Genomic DNA, 17,899 nt, shown 5'->3' with positions numbered 1-17,899 from the left:
AACGTCTTTGCGTTTAAGGCGGGCACTTTTCCGATAACCCCCCTTATCAAGCACATCAGGCCTGACATCCACGTATCGACCAGAACCCGAATGGGACGTTCGAGATGCCGACAAAGTTGCAAAACGGGCCAAAGTATCTGTTTCGACCAGATTCCAGTCGTATCGACTCCGGGCGTCAGTGCAGCCCGTCTTAGGCGTGATCTTTCTAGACGAATCCGGCAGAACATGATTTTTCTGCACGAAACGCGCGAAGCGTCGGTGGGTGACACGAGTGAGGCCCGCTTGACCGGGTGCCAGCGCGAGCACCTACCAAGTGCCGACGGCGAGCGGGTGCGGAGATGCCAGTTCCTCGCCTCTTGGCAGTGCTGGCCGACCCGCCCCCGTGGTCATCTGTACGGCAACCCCGACAACATGCACCACGTGTAGTGGTACGCCTCACTTCGAACTTGCGGACGAGCAAACAGGTTGCGCAGGCCGACGGCTCCATTGCTGCCGACAACCGAACGCAATGAGAACGAGCGAGCGGGACTTTGCAGGCATACGCGAAATCCGAAGGATTGCTCAGCATCATGCCGTGCCGAGCCTAGTCTCGGCTCAAGCGAGTCTGGCCGCGCTCAATACAAGTATCCCGAATTAAACTTCCTTGACCTGGCGCATTACTTGACAGATGCTTGGAGGCTGTCTTGATCAGGCGGGGAGGGGACATCTCGTGCGAAACGATGCCACACGGGCGCACTACGATCGTTTGGCCGACAAGTACGACGAGAACTGGGCGCACAGCTCCGAGTTCATCCAGTGGATGACCAGCAGCATTCAGCAGCGCTTGCGCCTCGGCCCAGACGATCGCGTGATCGACATAGGGTGCGGAACGGGACTCTACGCCCGCGGCCTGGCGGAACAGGCGAGCATGGTGGTCTGCGTCGATCCCTCCCAGGCGATGCTGGACCAGCTTCCCGCTGACGACCAGCTGATCCCACTGCATGCGGGGGCCGAAGATCTCGCCGAAGGCCGAGTGCGGCTCCCGCATGATGGCTATGACGCGATCCTCCTCAAGGAGGTGATTCATCATGTCGCGGATCCGTCGGCTGGCCTCGCCGGCCTGACCCGGCTCCTGCGACCGGGCGGGCGGATCCTCGTGGCCATGTTGCCGACAAGCATCGAATACCCGCTGTTCGACGCAGCTCTGAAGCTTTTCCGAGAACTGCAACCCGACCCCGAGGACATCGTCGCCGCGATGCGCGACAGCGGCTTGGCCGCCGAACTCACCCACGACGAGTTCCCGCTCGTCTTCACCGCCGAGCGCTACATGCGTATGGTGCGCAGCCGCTACATGTCGCTGCTGTCGAACTTCGACGACGCCGCCATCGAAGCGGGGATCGACGAGATCCGCCGCAGGCACCCCGACCCTGAGTTCCGTTTCCCCGACCGATTCGCTTTCGTCCTCGGAGTGAAGGCGTGAGCTTCGAGCTCGATACCCGCTTACGCCAGCTACGCAACGAACTGGACGATCACTCCCGAGTCGCCCGCCATCTTGGGCTGGACTTCGAACGCCCGATCAAATCTCTCGGCGATGGTTACCCCGAGAACGCAATCGCGCTGGTCGGCAAAATCACGGAGCGGATCCTCAAGCAGCTGTGGCGCCACTACAACGTCCCGGGTGATCCGGGCGGGAAATCGCTCAACGAGCTGATCAAGGGCGCGCAGCCGCACATCCGCAGTGGGGCCGTCCTGGACGCTCTGCGCGACATCCAGCGGCTGCGCAATCGGTCCACCCACGACGGCTACGAGATCGCCGACGAGGACGGGCTCACCGCGGTCCGGCGGCTGCTGGATGTGCTGGCCTGGTTCAGCAGCACCGGCAGCGGCATCCTGAGCGGGGACATCCCCAAGCTCGCTCCCGACGTGGCGGCGAAGGCCGAGTTCCTCGCCGGGCTGTACGTCACCCTCGGCTTCAAGCCGGTGAAGCGGTTCGAGCTGTCCCGCAACACGGTCTATCAGCTGTTCTTCCGAGAGCGCGGCCTACGCAGCGAGTACGTCGAACTGCTGCTGAGCAAGAACGTCGACGACGTGGTCCAGGTATTGAACACGACCGGCGGACAACTGCTGCAGACGAAGCTCCCGAAACTCACCCGGTTCCTGATCTTGGAGGAGAACGGCATCCAGGAGGCGCCGGGGCCGCTGGGAGATGACTGTCGGGTCCTCACCTACGACCGGTTCATGGATGCGTTCATCGATCTCGAGCGATATCTGGCCGACGTCATCGGGACGTATCCGGAGCTGGTCGCCACCGACCGGCTGACGTTGTCCGGGGATCTCCTCACGACCGACGAACACACCGGCGAACAGCGAGTTTCTCAGGTCGGTGCGGCCGACGAACTCCTGGACGAGGTCGCCACCTCGGGCGGGAACCTGCTGATCGTCGGCCGCTCCGGCAGCGGCAAGACGACGCTGCTCAAGCAGTTGGTCGCACGGTCTGCCACCACCGAGCAGCGCCGCTACCGCTTCTACTTCGACATGAGCCTGAAACGGCGCGACGAGGAGTTCCGCGAGTTCGTCACCCGCATGCTCGCGCCGTACATGGAGGTGGAGTACAGCTACGTCTTCGAGGTGTTCCACTACTTCGCTCGCTCGGGTTCCGTACTCGTCGCGCTCGACGCAGTCGACGAGGCAGTGCCGTTGATGACCCAGGCCGGTTTCCTGGACCTGTTCGCCGAGCTCGCCCAGGTGCTCACCGCCGAGTCGGCGGTCATCACCTCATCGCGAGTGTCCTTCCTTGAGGACTCTCCCCAGGTACGGCGGCTACTCGATGGCACCGCTTTGGTGTCGGAGAAGCTGGTCCAGCAGCTCCACGCCCAAGGTGTGAACCCGCTCCAGGTCCCGCGTTTCTCGGCACTGCGTCTGCACGACGCGGTCGCCGTCGCCTCGCCCCTTGAGATGCGGCTTGCCGGCGAGGTCGGACACGCCCACCACGAACTTCCCCACCTGACCGAACTGGCCTGGACCCACATTGCCCGGGTCACTGCGACGGCCGGGATGGAGCGCACGTTCGCCTCCCTCGTCACGTACTTCGGCTCGGCCTTCCTCCGGGGTCACACGACCTTCACGTTCATCGACCTGGTCAACCACCTGGGGATCGACCTGTTCGAGGGCGGCCGGCTGACCTACGAGGCGCTGCGGCTCCGCGGGCTGTTCCGGCTGGTCGGTCCGTCCACAGTCGCCTTCATCCACTCGGCGTATCAAGAGCTGCTGGCCGCCGAATACCTTCGTGACCCCGGCAATCGGGAGACCGCGCTGGAGTCCGGCACTCCCCCGCGGCTCACCGAGCAGGTACGCGAGTTCCTTCACCGGCGCTCTCACGAGGCCCCGCCTGCTCCCGATGAGGAGTACGTCCTTCCCGCGGGGGTCTATCTGGTCGGGCCAAGTCATCATCTGATGCTGCGCCGCATCGAGCGCCCGCTCCGCTTCGACCGCTTCCCTGTCACGGTCGCTCGCTACAACCGTTTCCTGGAGGCAATCCGCCAGGACGGCTCGCGCCAGTGGGATCATTCGGACCAGCCGCCCGAGGTCTCGCACGAGCCGTGGCAGGAACGGCTGCGGATCCAGAACTACTTCACCGACTCGGCCTACGAGAACTATCCGGCTGTCTGCATCAGCTACTGGAGCGCGTACGCCTTCGCACGCTATGAAGGCAAGCGCCTGCCCACCTCCCTGGAGTGGGAAGCCGCAGCCCGAGGAACGGACGGGCGGCTGTTCCCATGGGGCGACGATATCGACCTCGAGATCGTGAGCTGCGCAGACTCCTGGAGTGGCCGGACATTGATCACATACGAGGCCTGGCGCGAGGAGCTCGACCGCGGCCGTCTGGCCCAGGCGATGCCCGGCTCGGTCGACGCACACCCCGGCAACGTCTCTCCGTACGGCCTGCGCGAGATGGCCGGCAACGTCTGGGAGATCACCGGGACCACCCTGGACCACCGCGACGAGGTCGTCATCTGCGGTGGTTCCTATGACAACCCGTACCGGGCCGTGCAAGCCTCCTCCAAGGGGCTCGCCCGGCGGTACGGCCGCAGCAACGTGATCGGCTTCCGATGTGTTGAGGAGGTGTGATGAACGGCGAGGCGACCTCCGCGCCCGGCGGTCAGCGGTTCGGGTACATCGCCGAACGCATGCCGCACGGCAGCGGCTACACCGGGCGGCTGAGCACCTATGTCGTCCGCGACGCGGAATCCGGTGCCGACCACACCTTCATGTACGCCGACATTGTGACCGAGGGATTCCGCACCCTCCACGTCGGGGAACGGGTCAGGTTCCTGGTCGACCTGGACGAGCCCGACCGGGCGCGCTACATCATCCGTCTCGATCTACCCGAGGTGGAGGACTATTACCGGTGAGCCGACTGGAACGGCAAGTCCTGATCGCGGTCTATCCAGCTCGCTTCCCCGCCAGTCCGGCGTGGGAGCCCGGGCCGTTGATCCTCCAGCATGGGCACGTCCGTTCCACCGCCGAGGCGCGCGGCCAGTACTACAGCGCCAAGGCAGCCCGTGTGCTGTACGGCGATGCCGAGCATCCGCAGCGCTGGCACGACGCCACCCGCCGGACTGTCGGAAACGTCGAAGTCATCGGCGTGGAAGCCCTTCAGGCGAGGTTCTCGGACGCCGGAGGGCTGGTTGCGATACATCTGCGGCCCCGGAACGGCACGCTCATCCCGCTCGTACGAGGGCTTGCCGGACGCAGAGGCGCGCCGCCGATCGGCTTCGATCCGCAGGCGGTCCTCCACGGGCAAGCCGTGATCGAGCCGGACGCACATCCCTTCACAGTCTCGTTCGTGACCGCGACCAGGCAGGGGCTCCCCCGCCTGTATCTTCAGCCTCGGTATTGGCGCTGGTCCGCCACCAACCAATGGCTGTGGGCACTGGGCTCGCGCAGTACGTTCGCCGACTATCCACCCGATTCCAGAAACCTGGAACCACGCGACGACGAGGTCATCCGGCTGTCCAGCGATTGGCACGCGGTCGTGCTCCGCGATGGCATGGGGGCCGTCGGCATCCGCCCAGATCAGGGGCCGGAGGACCCGTTCTTCGGCTACGCCGAGGTGTATCTGCGGTCCATCTACCTCGACGCCATCCTGCTCGGGCTACTGCAACAACAGGAGATCACGCGCCTGGAAGAGCACGCGGTCGCCGCGCTCGACTCCTCGTTGAAGACGGCGATGGCCGATCTCGAACGGCAGGTCAGCTCCTTCCGGCGGCATCTGTGGGCGCAACATCTGACCCCGCACGGGGTGCCTAATCGGCTGCTCTCCGCCTACCAGCGCCAGCACATGCTCCCGGGGCGCTACGAACAGATCCTTTCGGACATCAGCGACTTCAACCGGCTCACCCGAGATGAGGAGAGCCGCTACGTCAACAGCGCCATCGTCGTGTTCACCCTCGTCACGGTGCCCGCCGGGATCGCTTTGGCGCTGCTGCAGGTAATGGAGACGGACAACCCCTGGTTGTACTTCGCCGTGGCGGTGGTCTGCGTCATCTTCACCGGACTTCTGCTGCTCACCCGGTCCGCCCGTACGGCTCTGCAGGCGCTCCGCCGCCGGTTCACCCTGTAGGGCTGCCTCCTGCCGGAGGCGTTGTCGGCTTTTCTGAGCAAATTTCCGGCTCGTGCCCTCGAGATCCATTGCCAAGACTTGATCTTCCAGCCGTCAGTTGTGATCGCGTACGGGGTAGATCTTCGGATGTCACGAATCGTGCGCCATCCAGCCCTTTCAGGGGCTGTCCGGGGGTGATGCGTTGTGATCAAGCCATGCCCGTCCCGCAGGCCGCGGACTCGCTACCTCGTCCGAGGGGCACTCCTCAGCGTCGCGATGGTCGGCCTCAGTCCAACGGCCGGTTACGCGATGACCGTCCGGGATCCTTACTGCCAGGTGTCCCAGGAGGCCCGGCAGGTGTACGACGTTGCGAAGTTCTGCGACCTGATCAACAAGGACCTTGCGCAGGGCCGAATGCCTGACCTCCTGGCACGGCTGGAGGAGTCGCGTCGTATCCCGCAACCGCTGCCAACGGTCTCCAGGCCGCCGCAGCCGAGGAAGCCGCCGAACGTGACTCCTGCCAAGAACGACCGCGCCACGCCCAGCCGGAACGTGCAGAAGACTCACATCGAGCGGCCGGCTACACCACCGTCTCGTACCGAGAAGGTGCAGAACAGCGGGCGGCACCACCGGAAGCCCTTCGAGCACGCGGCTGAGAAACCGTCACGCGGCAAGGCCGTCCAAGCCAGGCAAGACAAGCCTCGCTCCGCTCCAACCCCGACGCCGTCGCCAGTGGCCTCTGAGGCCATATCGCCGCGGCCGGCGATATGGCCAACCACCTCTGTCGGGCACCTCTCCCCAAGTCCACGCGTTTCCGGCGCGTCAACCGCTGACCGAGAGTCCTTCATCGCCCCTATCGGGAAGGCCCTGCTGTACGGCATGGCGGTGGCGGGTGCGACCGCGCTGCTGCTCAGGCTCCGTCCGATGCCGACACGTGCGCGAATGAGCCAGGACACGAAGATCGGCGCGCCAGAGCGGCAGGACGAGACGGGGCCGAGCGTTCACACCGTCCCGATCACGATGAGCGCTCCTGAGCCGGAAATCACTCCGAGGGCGGAGCACAGCCAGGTCAGCACCAGCGCGGCGCTCATCACGGTCCGGGTGCTGGACCAGGTGACGGTGTACGGCCCGGCCAGGAGCGCCGACTGCAGCCGAGGAAAGGACGTCGCCGATCTCCTCGGCCTGCTGGTCGTTCACCGGGAGGGCCTGACGCGGGAACGGGCGTACCAGGTGCTGTGGCCCGATATCACGCTGGACCACTACGACTGCTTCCACGGGCCGAAGAGCGAACTGCGCGACAAGCTGGTGCGGGTCCTCGGTCGCCCGCACCAGGGCAAGAACCTGCTCCAGTACGTCGGGGGTCGTTACCGACTCAACCCGGCCCTGGTCACCGCCGACCTGTGGCAACTCCGCGATGCACTGGCCGAGGCGAAGCAGGCCGACAGCCCCGAGCAGATGATCGCGTCCCTGCGCAGGGCCGTCGACCTATACGCGGGGCCGTTCCTCCCCGCCGGCACTCATCCGTGGGCCACCGAGGTTGCCGAGGACCTGCGTCACGATGTCATCCAGGCGCTGCTGCGGCTCAGCGAACTCGATCCCGCCGCCGACCGCGTAACCGCCGTACTCGAACGGGCCCACCGGCTGGATCCCGTCAACGAGCAGGTGTCGTGCCGGATGATGCGCCACTTCAGTGCCCTCGGCCGGAACGACGCGGTCTACGCGACGTACCGGGACCTCTGCCAGGCGCTCGCGGAGTTGGACGGGCTCTCGCCGTCGGCCAAGACGCGCGAGCTGTACGGCAGGCTCACCGGCCACGTCTCGTAGCCCGTCACCGCGGTTCCAACCGAGTTGGGGCTGTCCCGTAGATCTGAGCCAGGAGGGTGAGCGCCCAGGTCGAAGGGCGCCTCCCTCCGGCGGGCCAGGCTTCGTAGTCGTACAGCCTGCTCTCACGGAGCGTGGCACCTCCGGACGGGTCGAGGTCGTTGAAGGCAGTTACAACCTGGGTCGCGGTGAGCCCGTTGGCGTAGCGGTAGAGCTTCAACGGGCTCACGTCATGGTCGAGGGCGAGCACCAACGCGATCTGGTCGACTGTGAAGCCGTGTAACCGGAGGGCACGGCCACGCCGTCGGCATTCGAGCAACGTCTGATAACCCGTACCTGACATGATCAACCCGCCTTCCAACATTCGCGCTGGTCAGTGACGGGCGGACCATAGGCCGACTTCTTGTGATTGATCGAGTCCGGCCGGGTGGTCCGCCAGCAGCGCATCGGCCGGTCACGGCATTCGATCAACGTTTCCGCAGGTCGCTGAGCTGTTCTGCGGGTCGGCGGATGACGTGATCCGGGGATTCGAATCGGATGGTGAGTCGATCCATCGTGCTGGTCCCTCCCGGATTTCCCGGGACGTCACGGAGGTGACCAGCATGAACGATCAGGAGCTTCAGGAGTTCCGCGAGTCTCAGCCCGGAGTGATCTGGACAACCGTCCGGCTCCGGCGCGGAGCGGGCGAGATGCTGTGGTGGCGGGTCTTCCCCGGCCGCGGTGACCAAGTCGCGCCCGCGCGCAAGATAGTACGAGCTCTGCTGGAGGACACCCAGCGCGCCGACGACGCGGAGTGGGTGGCGGCCGAGTTGATCAGCAACGCCCTCCTGCACACCCGCTCGGGAGAGCAGGGCGGCTACTTCGTAGTCGAGGTCGCGCGCAACATCTGCGTCGCGAAGGTCCTGGTGTACGACCTCGGCGGCGGAGGCGTGCCCGTCTTCGGCCAGGGGTTCACGCCGAGCGAGCACGGGCACGGCCTGCGCGGCGTCGCGGCCCTTGCCAACCGTGTCGGGCTGGAAGGCGATCCCGTAACAGGCCACGTCGTCTGGGCCCAACTCATCCTGACCGTACCGGACGCCATACGTACCGCATCATGATCAGACGCGATAGCAGGGGTCGAAGCCGCCCTCCATGATGGCCCGGCGGCACCGCACTCCCGGCGGACGTGACCGTCGGACCTCCGACGGTCATCCGCCGACAGGCGGCTATTGCCCGCCGTTGGTCGTGAGCATGGAACGTCACTACCAATGAACATGCACGCTGCGATACGTCATGACCGAAAGTCTCTCTCCGGTCATGACCGCGCTGACGCCGTATGAGTGGGGCGCGACTCGCGGCAGAAGCGGACGTTCAGTGCAATGATGCGGCCGTGATTTCCTCGCCTTCAGGTCCGCTCGACTTCAGCGGTGTGCGACTCGCCTACGACACCGTTGCAGAGGACTACGCCACCTATTTTCCGGACACCCGTGCCGAGGCTCTACTCGACCTCGCCATGATCGACGCCTTCTCTGAGGCGGTGATGGCAAGTGACGACCCGCGGGTCCTTGACGCCGGGTGCGGTGCGGGCCGAATGAGCCGGTACCTCGCCGAGCGCGGGTGTCTGGTGCAGGGAGTCGACCTGTCTTCGAGCATGGTCGCCATGGCTCGCCGCGACCACCGTGACCTGGTGTTCACCGTGGGCTCGTTGACTGATCTGCCCTATCCGGACGAGCAGTTCGCAGGCGTGATGCTGTGGTACTCGATCATCCACACGCCTCCCGCCGGCCATGCGCGTATCTTCGCGGAGGCCACTCGGGTTCTTCGCCCGGCTGGTCACCTGCTCGTCGGGTTCCAGGCGGGCGAAGGTACGCGCGACGTATCCGCGGCATACCGTCAGTTCGGCCACGAGGTCCAACTCGAGCGCTATCTTTACACGGCGGATCAAGTTGCTTCCGAGATCGAGGCTGCCGGGTTGCGAGAAGTCTGCCGCTTGGTGCGACGCGCTCAGGGCAGGGAGAGGGACGATCAGGCGGTGCTGCTGGCCAAAGCCGACTGAGTTGCCCGCACATCGGCACGACCGCGCACCGCGCGCTACTGCACGTCCGTCACGCGGCGTAACGCCCGGTCGGCGGCAGATGAGTGCGCGTCCGCGCCTCGGCGCCTGACCGCACCCGGCGATCGCATTGGTCAGGCCGCGCCGACCGTCAGTGTGGTGGCGGCGGCGGACAGCAGAGCCTGTAGCCGGGTGTGCGGAAAGTGATCCGTACCGGCTGCCGGTTCCACGCGGGTGCTGTAGAAGTCGGCCTCGTGGTCGCGTTCCTGACGGGCTCTCAAGTTGCCGGCCTGATCGCGCTGCCAGACCACGTTCTGACCGCGGAAGTCCGCACGCTCGAGCCAGTCGGTGCCACACGGCCAGTAGCCGTCCCACTGTTGCGGGCGTAGCGAGGCGTACGCCGCATCTACGGCGGCGGCGGCGCCGTCCACGTCGTCGTCCTCGAAAACTGCGGCGAACCGGCAGAGCAGCGCCAGCGGCGCCCCAGGGTGCGGCAACTGTGGATCGAGCGCTGCAACCGCCCGGCAGATCAAGTCGAGTTCGAACCAGCGCAGAGCGTACGGGTGCCAGTGCGCCAGGTCGTCCCAGCCCAGCTCTGCGGTGTCGGCCGAGTCCGGGACGGCAATCCCCAGGCTGTACGAGTCGACCTGGCTATCGACAGTCAGCAGTATGCGGTAGCCGCCGCCGACATCGAACTCCACGTCAAGCGCTGTATCGTCCGCATTCTGGTCCTCTTCGTCGTCGAGGTCATCGCCGAGCATTTCTTCGAGGTCGCCGAGCCGATCAGCTCCGGGGCCGTCCTCGTGGGCAAAGGTGTACCGCGCCCAGAACACTGGACTATGCAATGACTCGCCCAGGGGTGGTGGAATGGCCATCCTGTAATGATCGCTTGCATCACGTGGTGCCAGATACCCGGCCGCTGGGTATTAACGGTCGACTTCGGCAGAGTCGAGCACCTGTGGGTACTCCCGCCCGAACAGCGGCAGAAGCGGATGGGTCCGATCCGCCATCGTCATCTGGTCGCGATGACTGGCACTGACCGCCGTAGACTACGCGACCGTGGCGGAGATCGTGCTGCTCGGCGAGGTGACCTGTCCGTCGGGCGAGTTGGCGCTGATGGATGGCGGCTACCTCGGGCTATGGTCCGGCGACCGCACACCGGACGACGTGCGGCAGCCCGACGTCGCGCCAGCCGTCGACTTCGAGGTAGTCGGGCGCGATGCAGACGCCGCGGCTCAGTCGTTCGACCGGCAGTCCGGCCGCACCCTCTACGACATCCCGCAGCATGCCGTCGCAGAGTTCACCTCGCTCTTCGATGACCACTGCCATGAGCGCGGCTACCAGGCGTCGCTGCGCCCCTTTCCACGGCGGGTCCCGCACCGTGACCGAGTCCGGCGAGCGATCGCCGGAAACGACCCGGACTTTCTGATCACCGGCGTGCCAGTCATCGCTATCGGAGGCTTGCCGACCAACCGTCCGCTGCCGGTCACAGCAATACCGCACAGCGACTGGGGCTGGACGCACGTCCGCATCGTGGTCAGTGACGAACCAGTCGTGGGTACCTGCCCGCTGGGCAAGATCGGCGCCGACTACGCCCGGTTTGTGTTTGCCGACGCGGACGCGTTGAACGCATGGATACACGACGACCCGATCGACGGCCTCGCGGACGTCGTGTTCTGGGGCAGGCACGAGACCGAGATTGCGGCTGAGTTCGGTGCCACCCGTACCGGCACGCCCGGCGAGGATCACTACGGCTGGCTCAACCTGCCGGTCCGCGAAGCGTACGCGAAGGCAGTCGCGTTGAACGATCGTCGGAGCATTGGACGTAAGTTCGCCTTCGATTTCCGTCCACACTCGCACCACTGGCGGGTGATGGCTGGTGTTCGCGCGTCCGAGAATGAGGCCGCCTCGATAGACGTCGGCGGTGCCCGCATCATGTTCGCGATGACGTCCGTAGGCGACGGGTTCTTCCCTGTCCATGTCGAACTTGATGCGGCGGGTGACCCGGCCGCCATCGAGGTAACGATCCGAGGCGCCGAGGATTGACCGTGGTCTGATCAGACCGCATCTGGGTTGAAGGCGAGCCATTGATCCAGGCCGTCGCCGCGTCCTGACATCGCGTCGGGCCGGTAGACCCACACCACCGTCCCGTCTAGCGAAAACTCAAGGCGCCACCGCGTGGCTCTCCAGTTCGACGGCCTCGACGATGGGAAAGACGGCAACCGGCGCCGCAGCCGACTCCACCGGGCTGCTCGAGAAGTCATAGGCGTGGACAAGCCCGTCCGTGAATCGGGTCATCACGCGGGAGATGGCAGTCATGCCGCCAGAGGCTAGCCGACGGCGATCCCGGGCTGCGGACGCCCTCATCTCGGCAGAAGAGGACGACAGCTTGGGTCCCGTCCGCTGCACAACAGAATCGGTCAGTCAACGGGGCTGCGGGCAACCAAGACCCGTGAGAGAAACGTCATGCCGTACTCACGACTGTGTCGCTGGACAACCTGGCATGGTTTCGGTCCTCGACATGCTCACCTCCAGTGACATCTCGTGCTCATGCCGAGCGACGCCTAACAGGCGGCCGGAACTCGTGGACGACCTCGATCAGGCCGACGATGTGGCCGTTGAACTCCCCCAGTTCCTCGGCGGGGACCCACAGCTCGAGGATGTCCCGGCCGCCGGCCTGCTGTACCGGATAGCGGGCAAGGAAGTCGCTATCGACCTGGAAGCGCGTGACGTAGCCGACTCCGGAATGTGGGACGTTCCAGTCGCGCGCAATCTTGATGGCGTACTCCTCGTTGAGAACCGGATAGAAGATGGGCTGCTCGGGCAGGCGTGGAGGCCACTCCCGCCAGCCCGACCGGCGGACCAGCTCCAGCTCCTCCGGCCCGGTCGGCCGCCAAAGCGTGGTGAACTTCGTCGTCTCCGTCGCCATGGCCCTGTCCCTCCGTCGTACGTCGAGGTGCCATCTTCCTGAACCGACCGCGACGGAAGCGATCCGATTTCCGTGGAAATCATGCGATCCTCGATGATGTGCCTGCCGTCATGGACCGTCAGGAACTCATGCGGCTGTTCATCAGGGAGAGCGCCGCCGATCGGGCATGCCGGGCCGCTCTCCGCTCCATGGCGAGCTACACGATCTGGGAAGATCCCGTACCCCTGCGGCCACTGCTTAACACCTTCCGACGGCGAGCCAGGCTTCTCCGACGGCTGGGCACGCCGACCTTGGATTCCGACGAAACCATCGCCCGGCTCGAAGCCTGCGGACTCGAGGTCGTCTGTCTCGGGCTGGTCCAGGCGGCAGATCCGCGGTACCACTTCCAGCTCTTCCTGTCGCCGGGCCTCGATCAGCTGATCGCCTGTCTCGGGGTCAAGCGGCCGACACCATCCTGACGGCGAACGTGATCAACTCGCGTCGTAGCTTGCCTGGACGAAGGGAAGCGCCTTCTCCAGGTCTGCCCGATTGCGGATCCTCAGTTCCAGGTCACCCGTGCCGAAGTGGCCGATCTTCCGTACGTCACGGCTGAAGCCTGCCTCCAGCTCCACCTCGTCCGGATTCACCTTGAGAAAGACCAGCAGCGTGTGATTCTTGGGGTGAACCTCAACACAGGCGAAGTTCTTGATCCGCCGGAACGCGAAGTAGAGCTTCAGCACCTTCTTGGTGACGTCGTCGCCGATGCCCTCGACGTACGCTTCCAGCTCGCCGTACAGGTCCGCCAGGGATGGCGGGGCCTGCGCGAGCAACTCAGTGACGGTTTTCGCCTGGGCAGGCACTTTGGCACCGCCGTTCTGGGCCTGCTTGTCCGAACCTGTCTCGCCGACCCCCTCGCGAGACGCGACCAGCTCAAGCGCCAGCAGTTCGCCCTCGAAGTCCCGGTAGCGGACCAGTTCGATGGAGCGGTTGATCTGTTCGATGGCATGCGTGTCGTAGCGGTTGAAGTCTCCGGCTACGCACACCAGCCGCGGATTACGCCAGTCGATCTCCTGCGCGGCCTCCGCACCGAGGGTTCGTATGACCAGGAGCTCGAACGCCTCCCGGTGATCGAGCAGCCAGTCCAGGTAGAACAGGCCCTGGTTGATGACGTTCTCGTTGGCGGCCCGCTTGTACTCGAAGATGGCAGGCGAGCCGTTCTCGTCTATCCCAAGTGAGTCGATCCGGCCCCTGTGCTTGTTCCCGGTCGAGTACTCCGACGCCAGGAACCGCACACCGAACAGCGTCTCCATGTTGTTCTCGATCAGCCGTTGAACGGACACTTCGACAGCGAAGGTGCTTCCGCGCAGCTCAGCAGCTTTCCCGTTGTCTATTCGGAACAACTTGAGATCGCTCACGGGCCAAGAGTACATGCAGCTATAGACAGTTGATCTTCAAATGACTCCGGCTGTCGGGGACCCTCTCCTGCTCCCCTTCCTGCGGGAACGGTGACCGATCCGATCGACGCGTTGACGCAGCTTGATTCCCGTCGACGAGTCGATTCACCGTGGCATGCCGACGCGGCCGAGTGACGTACGGAAGGTGATGCCAATGAACGACCACAGCGCCTTCTCGAGCCCGGACGTCATCCGGCTTCGTCACGTGAGCCAAACCCGAAACCGCCCGATCGATGAGCCGGTCATCTCACCCCCGGTCATCCCGCCGCGTGGGCGGCCGTCGTACGCGCTGGCGGCCGAACAGAACCCGCCGGGGGAAGGGGGTACCACACAGGGCGATCGGTGCGATGTGGGCCGTTCTACCGCGACGACTCGCCAGACTGCCCCGCCGTTCGACTGCGTCACTGTGCACGACGTCATCCGTCCCGCAGGCGGTACAGCACTCAGCATCCGACGGGGGTTCCAGCCGGGGTTCCAGTCTGGGGGCCGATCGGGGTACCGACTATGACTGGTACATCCAGGATTGCGAGTCTTCGCAGCTCTGTGCCTTTTGGGGTGGCCCGCTGGTGAGGCCGACCGCCCATAGGCGTCGTATTCATATGTGCGCGCCGTACGAATGTCGGTTCGTGTTGTCCGGCGGTGCTGCTCGCCGTACGGCTCCCGCTCCGCCGAAACGGGTCAGGCCCGCTGCGTTGAACGCGACGGGCCTGACGGTGGGGGACGGCCGGCGGGACGCCGGAGGAGGGGTGGGCCCGCACGGGGCGGGCCCTGGCCCGGCTACCGGGCGGCGCGGGCCGCCGCCGCGAACCGCGCGGCGACCGTGCGGGCGGGGGTGCCCAGGTTCAGGAACGCGGTGTACGTGCGTTCGTGCCCGCTGACGGCCAACTCGATGGGGTCGCCGGGTCGGCCCGTCACGGTGATCCTGGCGCGCGTGTCGGTGTTCGGCGTCCGGTAGAGCTGGGTCACCTGGCGCGGACCGCCCACACGCCAACTCACCAGGCCTCCGCCTATCCGGGTGATCCCGTGATCCCTCAGGGCGCGGCTGATCGGCGCGATCAGCGGCATGAGCCGCCTCTCGTCGTCCCAACTGGCGAGGTAGTCGTTGGCAATGTCCGTGTAGTCGTCGGCGAGGTCCTCGTCGTCGGTTCCCCGGCCGTCTTCGGCGTTGAACTCGCTGATTTGCGCGATTGGAGTCGTAGTCGCCGATCTGCATCAGTGACCCGTCGTCCGAGTCGGCGATCGGCCGGATGATCACGTCGGTGCCGTCCCACATCAGCGCCCACCCCGGCCCGTGGTCGCGCAGGGCTGCCACGTCGTCGGCGGTCACGTCGATGAATACGCGGTCGGACATTCCGTTTCCCTTCGATGTTTCCCCGGCAATCCGGGGTCCCGTTTCCGTCCCGACTCCATGGAACCTCGAATTCATGGAATGTCAACCGAATCAGCGCCCCGTTTCCATGACTCTTTTGGCGGCGAATAGACAGCAGTGGACGACGCGGGCGCGATAGCAAAGCACGCACGCACCGTCAAGTCCAATCGTGACGTTTCCCCAGCTCAACGACGTCAGACGGCCTTCCAGCCAGGGGCCCAACGGTCGGCCAATTTGGCAATAAATGTTTTTACCCACCATCGCTTGCGAGGTCGCCGCGAGCAGAGCGATGGTCGTGCTCCGCCAGCCACCACTCCCCGAAACAGGAATTGAAAGGAGCACACAAAATGCCCTCGAAGACCGCTCGCGAGGAATCCACTTCGATTTCGTCCGACACACCGCTCGGCATTACCGAAAACGCGCCCACGGTCACCGCTGACGCACCCGACGGCGTCACGCCGGATCAGGACACCACCCGGGCGGTCAACGGCCCGACGGACGCCGTGTGGGCCGCACTGATGGCCAACCCCGGCATGTCCGCTGTCAAGATCGGGGCGGTCGCCGGGATGAGTCGCGCCGCCGCCTCCAAGATCCTCACGTCCCTCGAAGCCAACGGACGGGCGACCCGTACACCGGGCGGCCACGAGGGCGGCAGGCGCACACCCGACGCCTGGTACGCGGTGAACCTCACTGATGAGATCACCGACGAACCGTCCAACCACGTCGCAGGCACCCCACCCACGGACGTGCCGACCGCCCCGGAACCCGACAGCGTCACCGCCGAGGATCAAAGGGCGGGCGTCCCCCTGACCGTCATCGATCGGCCCACGGAAGACGATGCCGACGCCGGGCACGAGTCGGCAGAAGCCGTACCCGGCGAAGCGGAAGCCGACACCCCTTCCCCCAACGAGCCGGATGAGAAGGCATCCGGCGACACCCCCGCCGCGCCGGACGACGTCTCGCAGCCCGCATCGTCGAACGAGGCGGCATTTCCTGACGCCTCGGAGAGTCTTGGCCCCGGCACTCTGAGCGAGCCGTGCGAGGTGCCACGCCCCCATGACGAGGACGACTCCGGCGCCGGGAAGGACGACTCCCCCGACGCACAGGCTCCCGAGGCGGCACCGGAACCGGTCATCAGCGAGGCATGGGCGGAGGCCCGCCGCGCTCTGATCCAACTCGCCGAGCTGGCCCTCGGCACGGTTGAGGCGGCCGAAAGCGGCGACCTCGCAACGGCGCTAGGCCGCCTGGAGCTGATGTACAGCAACGCCGGGCCCGCCCGACGTGACGCCAAGGCCGCGCTCACCGGCACGGGCCGCCGGACCAAGACCACGGGGACCGAGGTGATGCGCCCGGGCCAGCTCCGCGACCGCGTGCTCGCCCATCTGACCGCACACCCCGGACAGGAGTTCACCCCGTACGAGATCGGGCGGGTGCTGGGCAACTCCTCCGGCGCGGTGTCCAACGCGCTCGACCGCCTCGTGTCCCTCGGGCAAGCCGAGCTGACCTCCGAGCAGCCCCGGAAGTTCACCGCCGCCGACCAGACCACCGCCGCTACCCGCTGACCCGCACCTCGGGGCGGGTCAGTCCGGCCCGCCCTCTTCCAACGAACCAAGGAGAAACCAATGACGGAGTCCCTGACCCGCCACTTCGACCGCTACGCCGCCGAGCGTCGCGATGACGCCGGCGAGGCATGGGCCAAGGCCGCCGCCCGAGTCACCAGACGGATCGATGAGGGCGAGGACCTCACCGCGTCCGACCTGGCCGAAATCGCGCTCCACCAGCACCTGCACGGCTGGTGGCGCTGGGCCACCGCCCTGATCGAGAACGAGGGCGTCGACGGGGCCGACGCCATCCTCCAGGTCCGCCAGCAGGCCGAACACCACCTGATCGACATGCCACCCGTTCGGCACGGCGGACTGTTCGAGCAGGCCATGGCCGAGGTCCGGCGCGAGGCCGCGCAGCGGTTCCTGAAGACGACAGAGAAGCTGGCCGCCGCTGCGGAGGCCCAGGCATGAACGAGGCCTTCCACTTCCTCGCCTGGTCCTGGAATGTCACGGCGGCCAAGTCGTACGCGACGGGCCGGAAGCCCATCGGGCGGCTCGCCCCAGAGGTGTGGCGCGGCTACCTGAGCGCGATCCTGATCGAAGACGCTCGTATCGGAGCCGTCGACCTGTCCGTCCCGCTGATCGCCGTGCCGATCCCCAACGCCGGGCCGTTCATCATCGACGGCTGGCACCACATCGCCCGAGCCCTCCGCGACGGAGTCCCCAAGCTCCAGGTGGTCCTGCTGACCGCCGAAGAGGAGTACACCTGCCGCATCCACGGCTATGACAAGGTCTCCGCCGTCCGGATCCGCTGACCCACTGCCCGGCGGCCCCTTCGTAACCAGGCCGCCGGGTACGCGAGCGACACGAGACCAACAAAGCCCAACTGATCAGCCAGCTCGCACCTACGTAAGCAATACCCGTTCTGCCATCCGGCAGGACGGGCCTCGTCGTAGCTCAACTCATGGCAGCGACCGGTGGCTGGATCTGCGGACTTGAGACAACTTCGTCCCGCGCCTTCCGGGTGGAATACAAGGCGTCCTTACAACCCGAGAAGATTGTGATCTTTGTCACATGGAGGGCTGGTGTTCACATGTACGGCGATCGTCGACCGAGCCTTCGACTACTGACTGCTGACACACGTATGGCCGGTTCCCCCAGGTGAGGGCGCCGCGTATTGACATCGCAGC

At 65.8% G+C, this 17,899-nt stretch carries 18 protein-coding genes; 12 read left to right on the top strand and 6 right to left on the bottom strand.

Translation table 11 applies throughout. The annotated features are described in order from the left end of the window. Positions 1–709 precede the first annotated feature (709 nt). The 5 genes from ACQP1V_RS09205 (at position 710) to ACQP1V_RS09185 (ending at position 7,405) form a co-directional block, all read left to right on the top strand. Positions 710–1,459 carry a class I SAM-dependent methyltransferase gene (locus tag ACQP1V_RS09205; RefSeq protein WP_433420895.1) on the top strand — a complete coding sequence of 250 codons (750 nt, stop codon included), beginning with the start codon at positions 710–712 and terminating at the stop codon, positions 1,457–1,459. Then, the gene (locus ACQP1V_RS09200; RefSeq protein ID WP_433420892.1) at positions 1,456–4,107 is read left to right on the top strand and encodes an SUMF1/EgtB/PvdO family nonheme iron enzyme; all 2,652 of its coding nucleotides are present in this window, start codon (positions 1,456–1,458) and stop codon (positions 4,105–4,107) included. Before ACQP1V_RS09205 ends, ACQP1V_RS09200 begins: the two co-directional genes overlap by 4 nt. Continuing rightward, a complete protein-coding gene (locus tag ACQP1V_RS09195) occupies positions 4,107–4,391 on the top strand; it encodes a hypothetical protein (RefSeq protein WP_387346409.1) in 285 nt (94 codons plus the stop codon). Before ACQP1V_RS09200 ends, ACQP1V_RS09195 begins: the two co-directional genes overlap by 1 nt. Beyond that, a complete protein-coding gene (locus ACQP1V_RS09190; RefSeq protein WP_433420889.1) occupies positions 4,388–5,602 on the top strand; it encodes a hypothetical protein in 1,215 nt (404 codons plus the stop codon). The genes ACQP1V_RS09195 and ACQP1V_RS09190 overlap by 4 nt, the downstream gene beginning before the upstream one ends. Before the next feature lie 921 nt (positions 5,603–6,523). Then, entirely contained in the window at positions 6,524–7,405 is an 882-nt protein-coding gene (locus ACQP1V_RS09185; RefSeq protein WP_433420886.1) for an AfsR/SARP family transcriptional regulator, read from the top strand. A gap of 4 nt (positions 7,406–7,409) precedes the next feature. Here the strand turns inward: ACQP1V_RS09185 and ACQP1V_RS09180 are convergent, their stop codons facing one another. Then, positions 7,410–7,745, bottom strand: coding sequence for a hypothetical protein (locus tag ACQP1V_RS09180; protein ID WP_433420883.1), 336 nt, complete (start codon positions 7,743–7,745; stop codon positions 7,410–7,412). A gap of 259 nt (positions 7,746–8,004) precedes the next feature. On the opposite strand from ACQP1V_RS09180, the gene ACQP1V_RS09175 reads away from it, so the two are divergent. Both ACQP1V_RS09175 and ACQP1V_RS09170 read left to right on the top strand, forming a co-directional pair. Then, on the top strand, positions 8,005–8,499 hold the full coding sequence (locus ACQP1V_RS09175; RefSeq protein ID WP_433420880.1) for an ATP-binding protein: 495 nt from the start codon (positions 8,005–8,007) through the stop codon (positions 8,497–8,499). A 272-nt stretch (positions 8,500–8,771) separates the two neighbouring features. Continuing rightward, a complete protein-coding gene (locus tag ACQP1V_RS09170) occupies positions 8,772–9,437 on the top strand; it encodes a class I SAM-dependent methyltransferase (RefSeq protein ID WP_433420877.1) in 666 nt (221 codons plus the stop codon). 131 nt (positions 9,438–9,568) lie between these two features. Here ACQP1V_RS09170 and ACQP1V_RS09165 read toward each other — a convergent pair whose 3' ends face one another. Further along, a complete protein-coding gene (locus tag ACQP1V_RS09165; protein ID WP_433420874.1) occupies positions 9,569–10,267 on the bottom strand; it encodes a hypothetical protein in 699 nt (232 codons plus the stop codon). 226 nt (positions 10,268–10,493) lie between these two features. Between ACQP1V_RS09165 and ACQP1V_RS09160 the strand changes: the two genes are divergently transcribed. Continuing rightward, entirely contained in the window at positions 10,494–11,480 is a 987-nt protein-coding gene (locus tag ACQP1V_RS09160; RefSeq protein ID WP_433420871.1) for a hypothetical protein, read from the top strand. A 117-nt stretch (positions 11,481–11,597) separates the two neighbouring features. On the opposite strand, the gene ACQP1V_RS09155 is transcribed toward ACQP1V_RS09160, so the two are convergent. Then, a complete protein-coding gene (locus ACQP1V_RS09155) occupies positions 11,598–11,753 on the bottom strand; it encodes a hypothetical protein (protein ID WP_433420869.1) in 156 nt (51 codons plus the stop codon). A gap of 229 nt (positions 11,754–11,982) precedes the next feature. Continuing rightward, positions 11,983–12,363, bottom strand: coding sequence for an ADP-ribosylation/crystallin J1 (locus ACQP1V_RS09150; RefSeq protein WP_433420866.1), 381 nt, complete (start codon positions 12,361–12,363; stop codon positions 11,983–11,985). Positions 12,364–12,461: 98 nt separating this feature from the next. On the opposite strand from ACQP1V_RS09150, the gene ACQP1V_RS09145 reads away from it, so the two are divergent. Beyond that, complete coding sequence (locus tag ACQP1V_RS09145; protein WP_433420860.1) at positions 12,462–12,821, top strand: hypothetical protein; 360 nt, start codon at positions 12,462–12,464, stop codon at positions 12,819–12,821. A 12-nt stretch (positions 12,822–12,833) separates the two neighbouring features. Here ACQP1V_RS09145 and ACQP1V_RS09140 read toward each other — a convergent pair whose 3' ends face one another. Together ACQP1V_RS09140 and ACQP1V_RS09135 are read right to left on the bottom strand one after the other, a co-directional pair. Next, positions 12,834–13,757, bottom strand: coding sequence for a DUF5655 domain-containing protein (locus ACQP1V_RS09140; protein ID WP_433420858.1), 924 nt, complete (start codon positions 13,755–13,757; stop codon positions 12,834–12,836). Positions 13,758–14,573: 816 nt separating this feature from the next. Further along, the gene (locus tag ACQP1V_RS09135; protein ID WP_433420855.1) at positions 14,574–14,792 is read right to left on the bottom strand and encodes a hypothetical protein; all 219 of its coding nucleotides are present in this window, start codon (positions 14,790–14,792) and stop codon (positions 14,574–14,576) included. Positions 14,793–15,512: 720 nt separating this feature from the next. Here ACQP1V_RS09135 and ACQP1V_RS09130 point away from each other — a divergent pair. From ACQP1V_RS09130 to ACQP1V_RS09120, 3 genes are read left to right on the top strand one after another with little or no spacing between them, the layout of a single operon-like run. Next, entirely contained in the window at positions 15,513–16,727 is a 1,215-nt protein-coding gene (locus ACQP1V_RS09130) for a hypothetical protein (protein ID WP_433420852.1), read from the top strand. 60 nt (positions 16,728–16,787) lie between these two features. Further along, positions 16,788–17,180, top strand: a complete 393-nt coding sequence (locus tag ACQP1V_RS09125) for a hypothetical protein (RefSeq protein ID WP_433420849.1) — start codon at positions 16,788–16,790, stop codon at positions 17,178–17,180. Further along, the gene (locus tag ACQP1V_RS09120; RefSeq protein ID WP_433420847.1) at positions 17,177–17,524 is read left to right on the top strand and encodes a hypothetical protein; all 348 of its coding nucleotides are present in this window, start codon (positions 17,177–17,179) and stop codon (positions 17,522–17,524) included. Before ACQP1V_RS09125 ends, ACQP1V_RS09120 begins: the two co-directional genes overlap by 4 nt. Positions 17,525–17,899: the final 375 nt, after the last annotated feature.

It is taken from the genome of Microtetraspora malaysiensis (assembly GCF_050947145.1).
In the GTDB taxonomy this organism is placed as follows: domain Bacteria; phylum Actinomycetota; class Actinomycetes; order Streptosporangiales; family Streptosporangiaceae; genus Microtetraspora_A; species Microtetraspora_A malaysiensis.
This window is presented reverse-complemented; position numbering and strand designations above follow the sequence as displayed.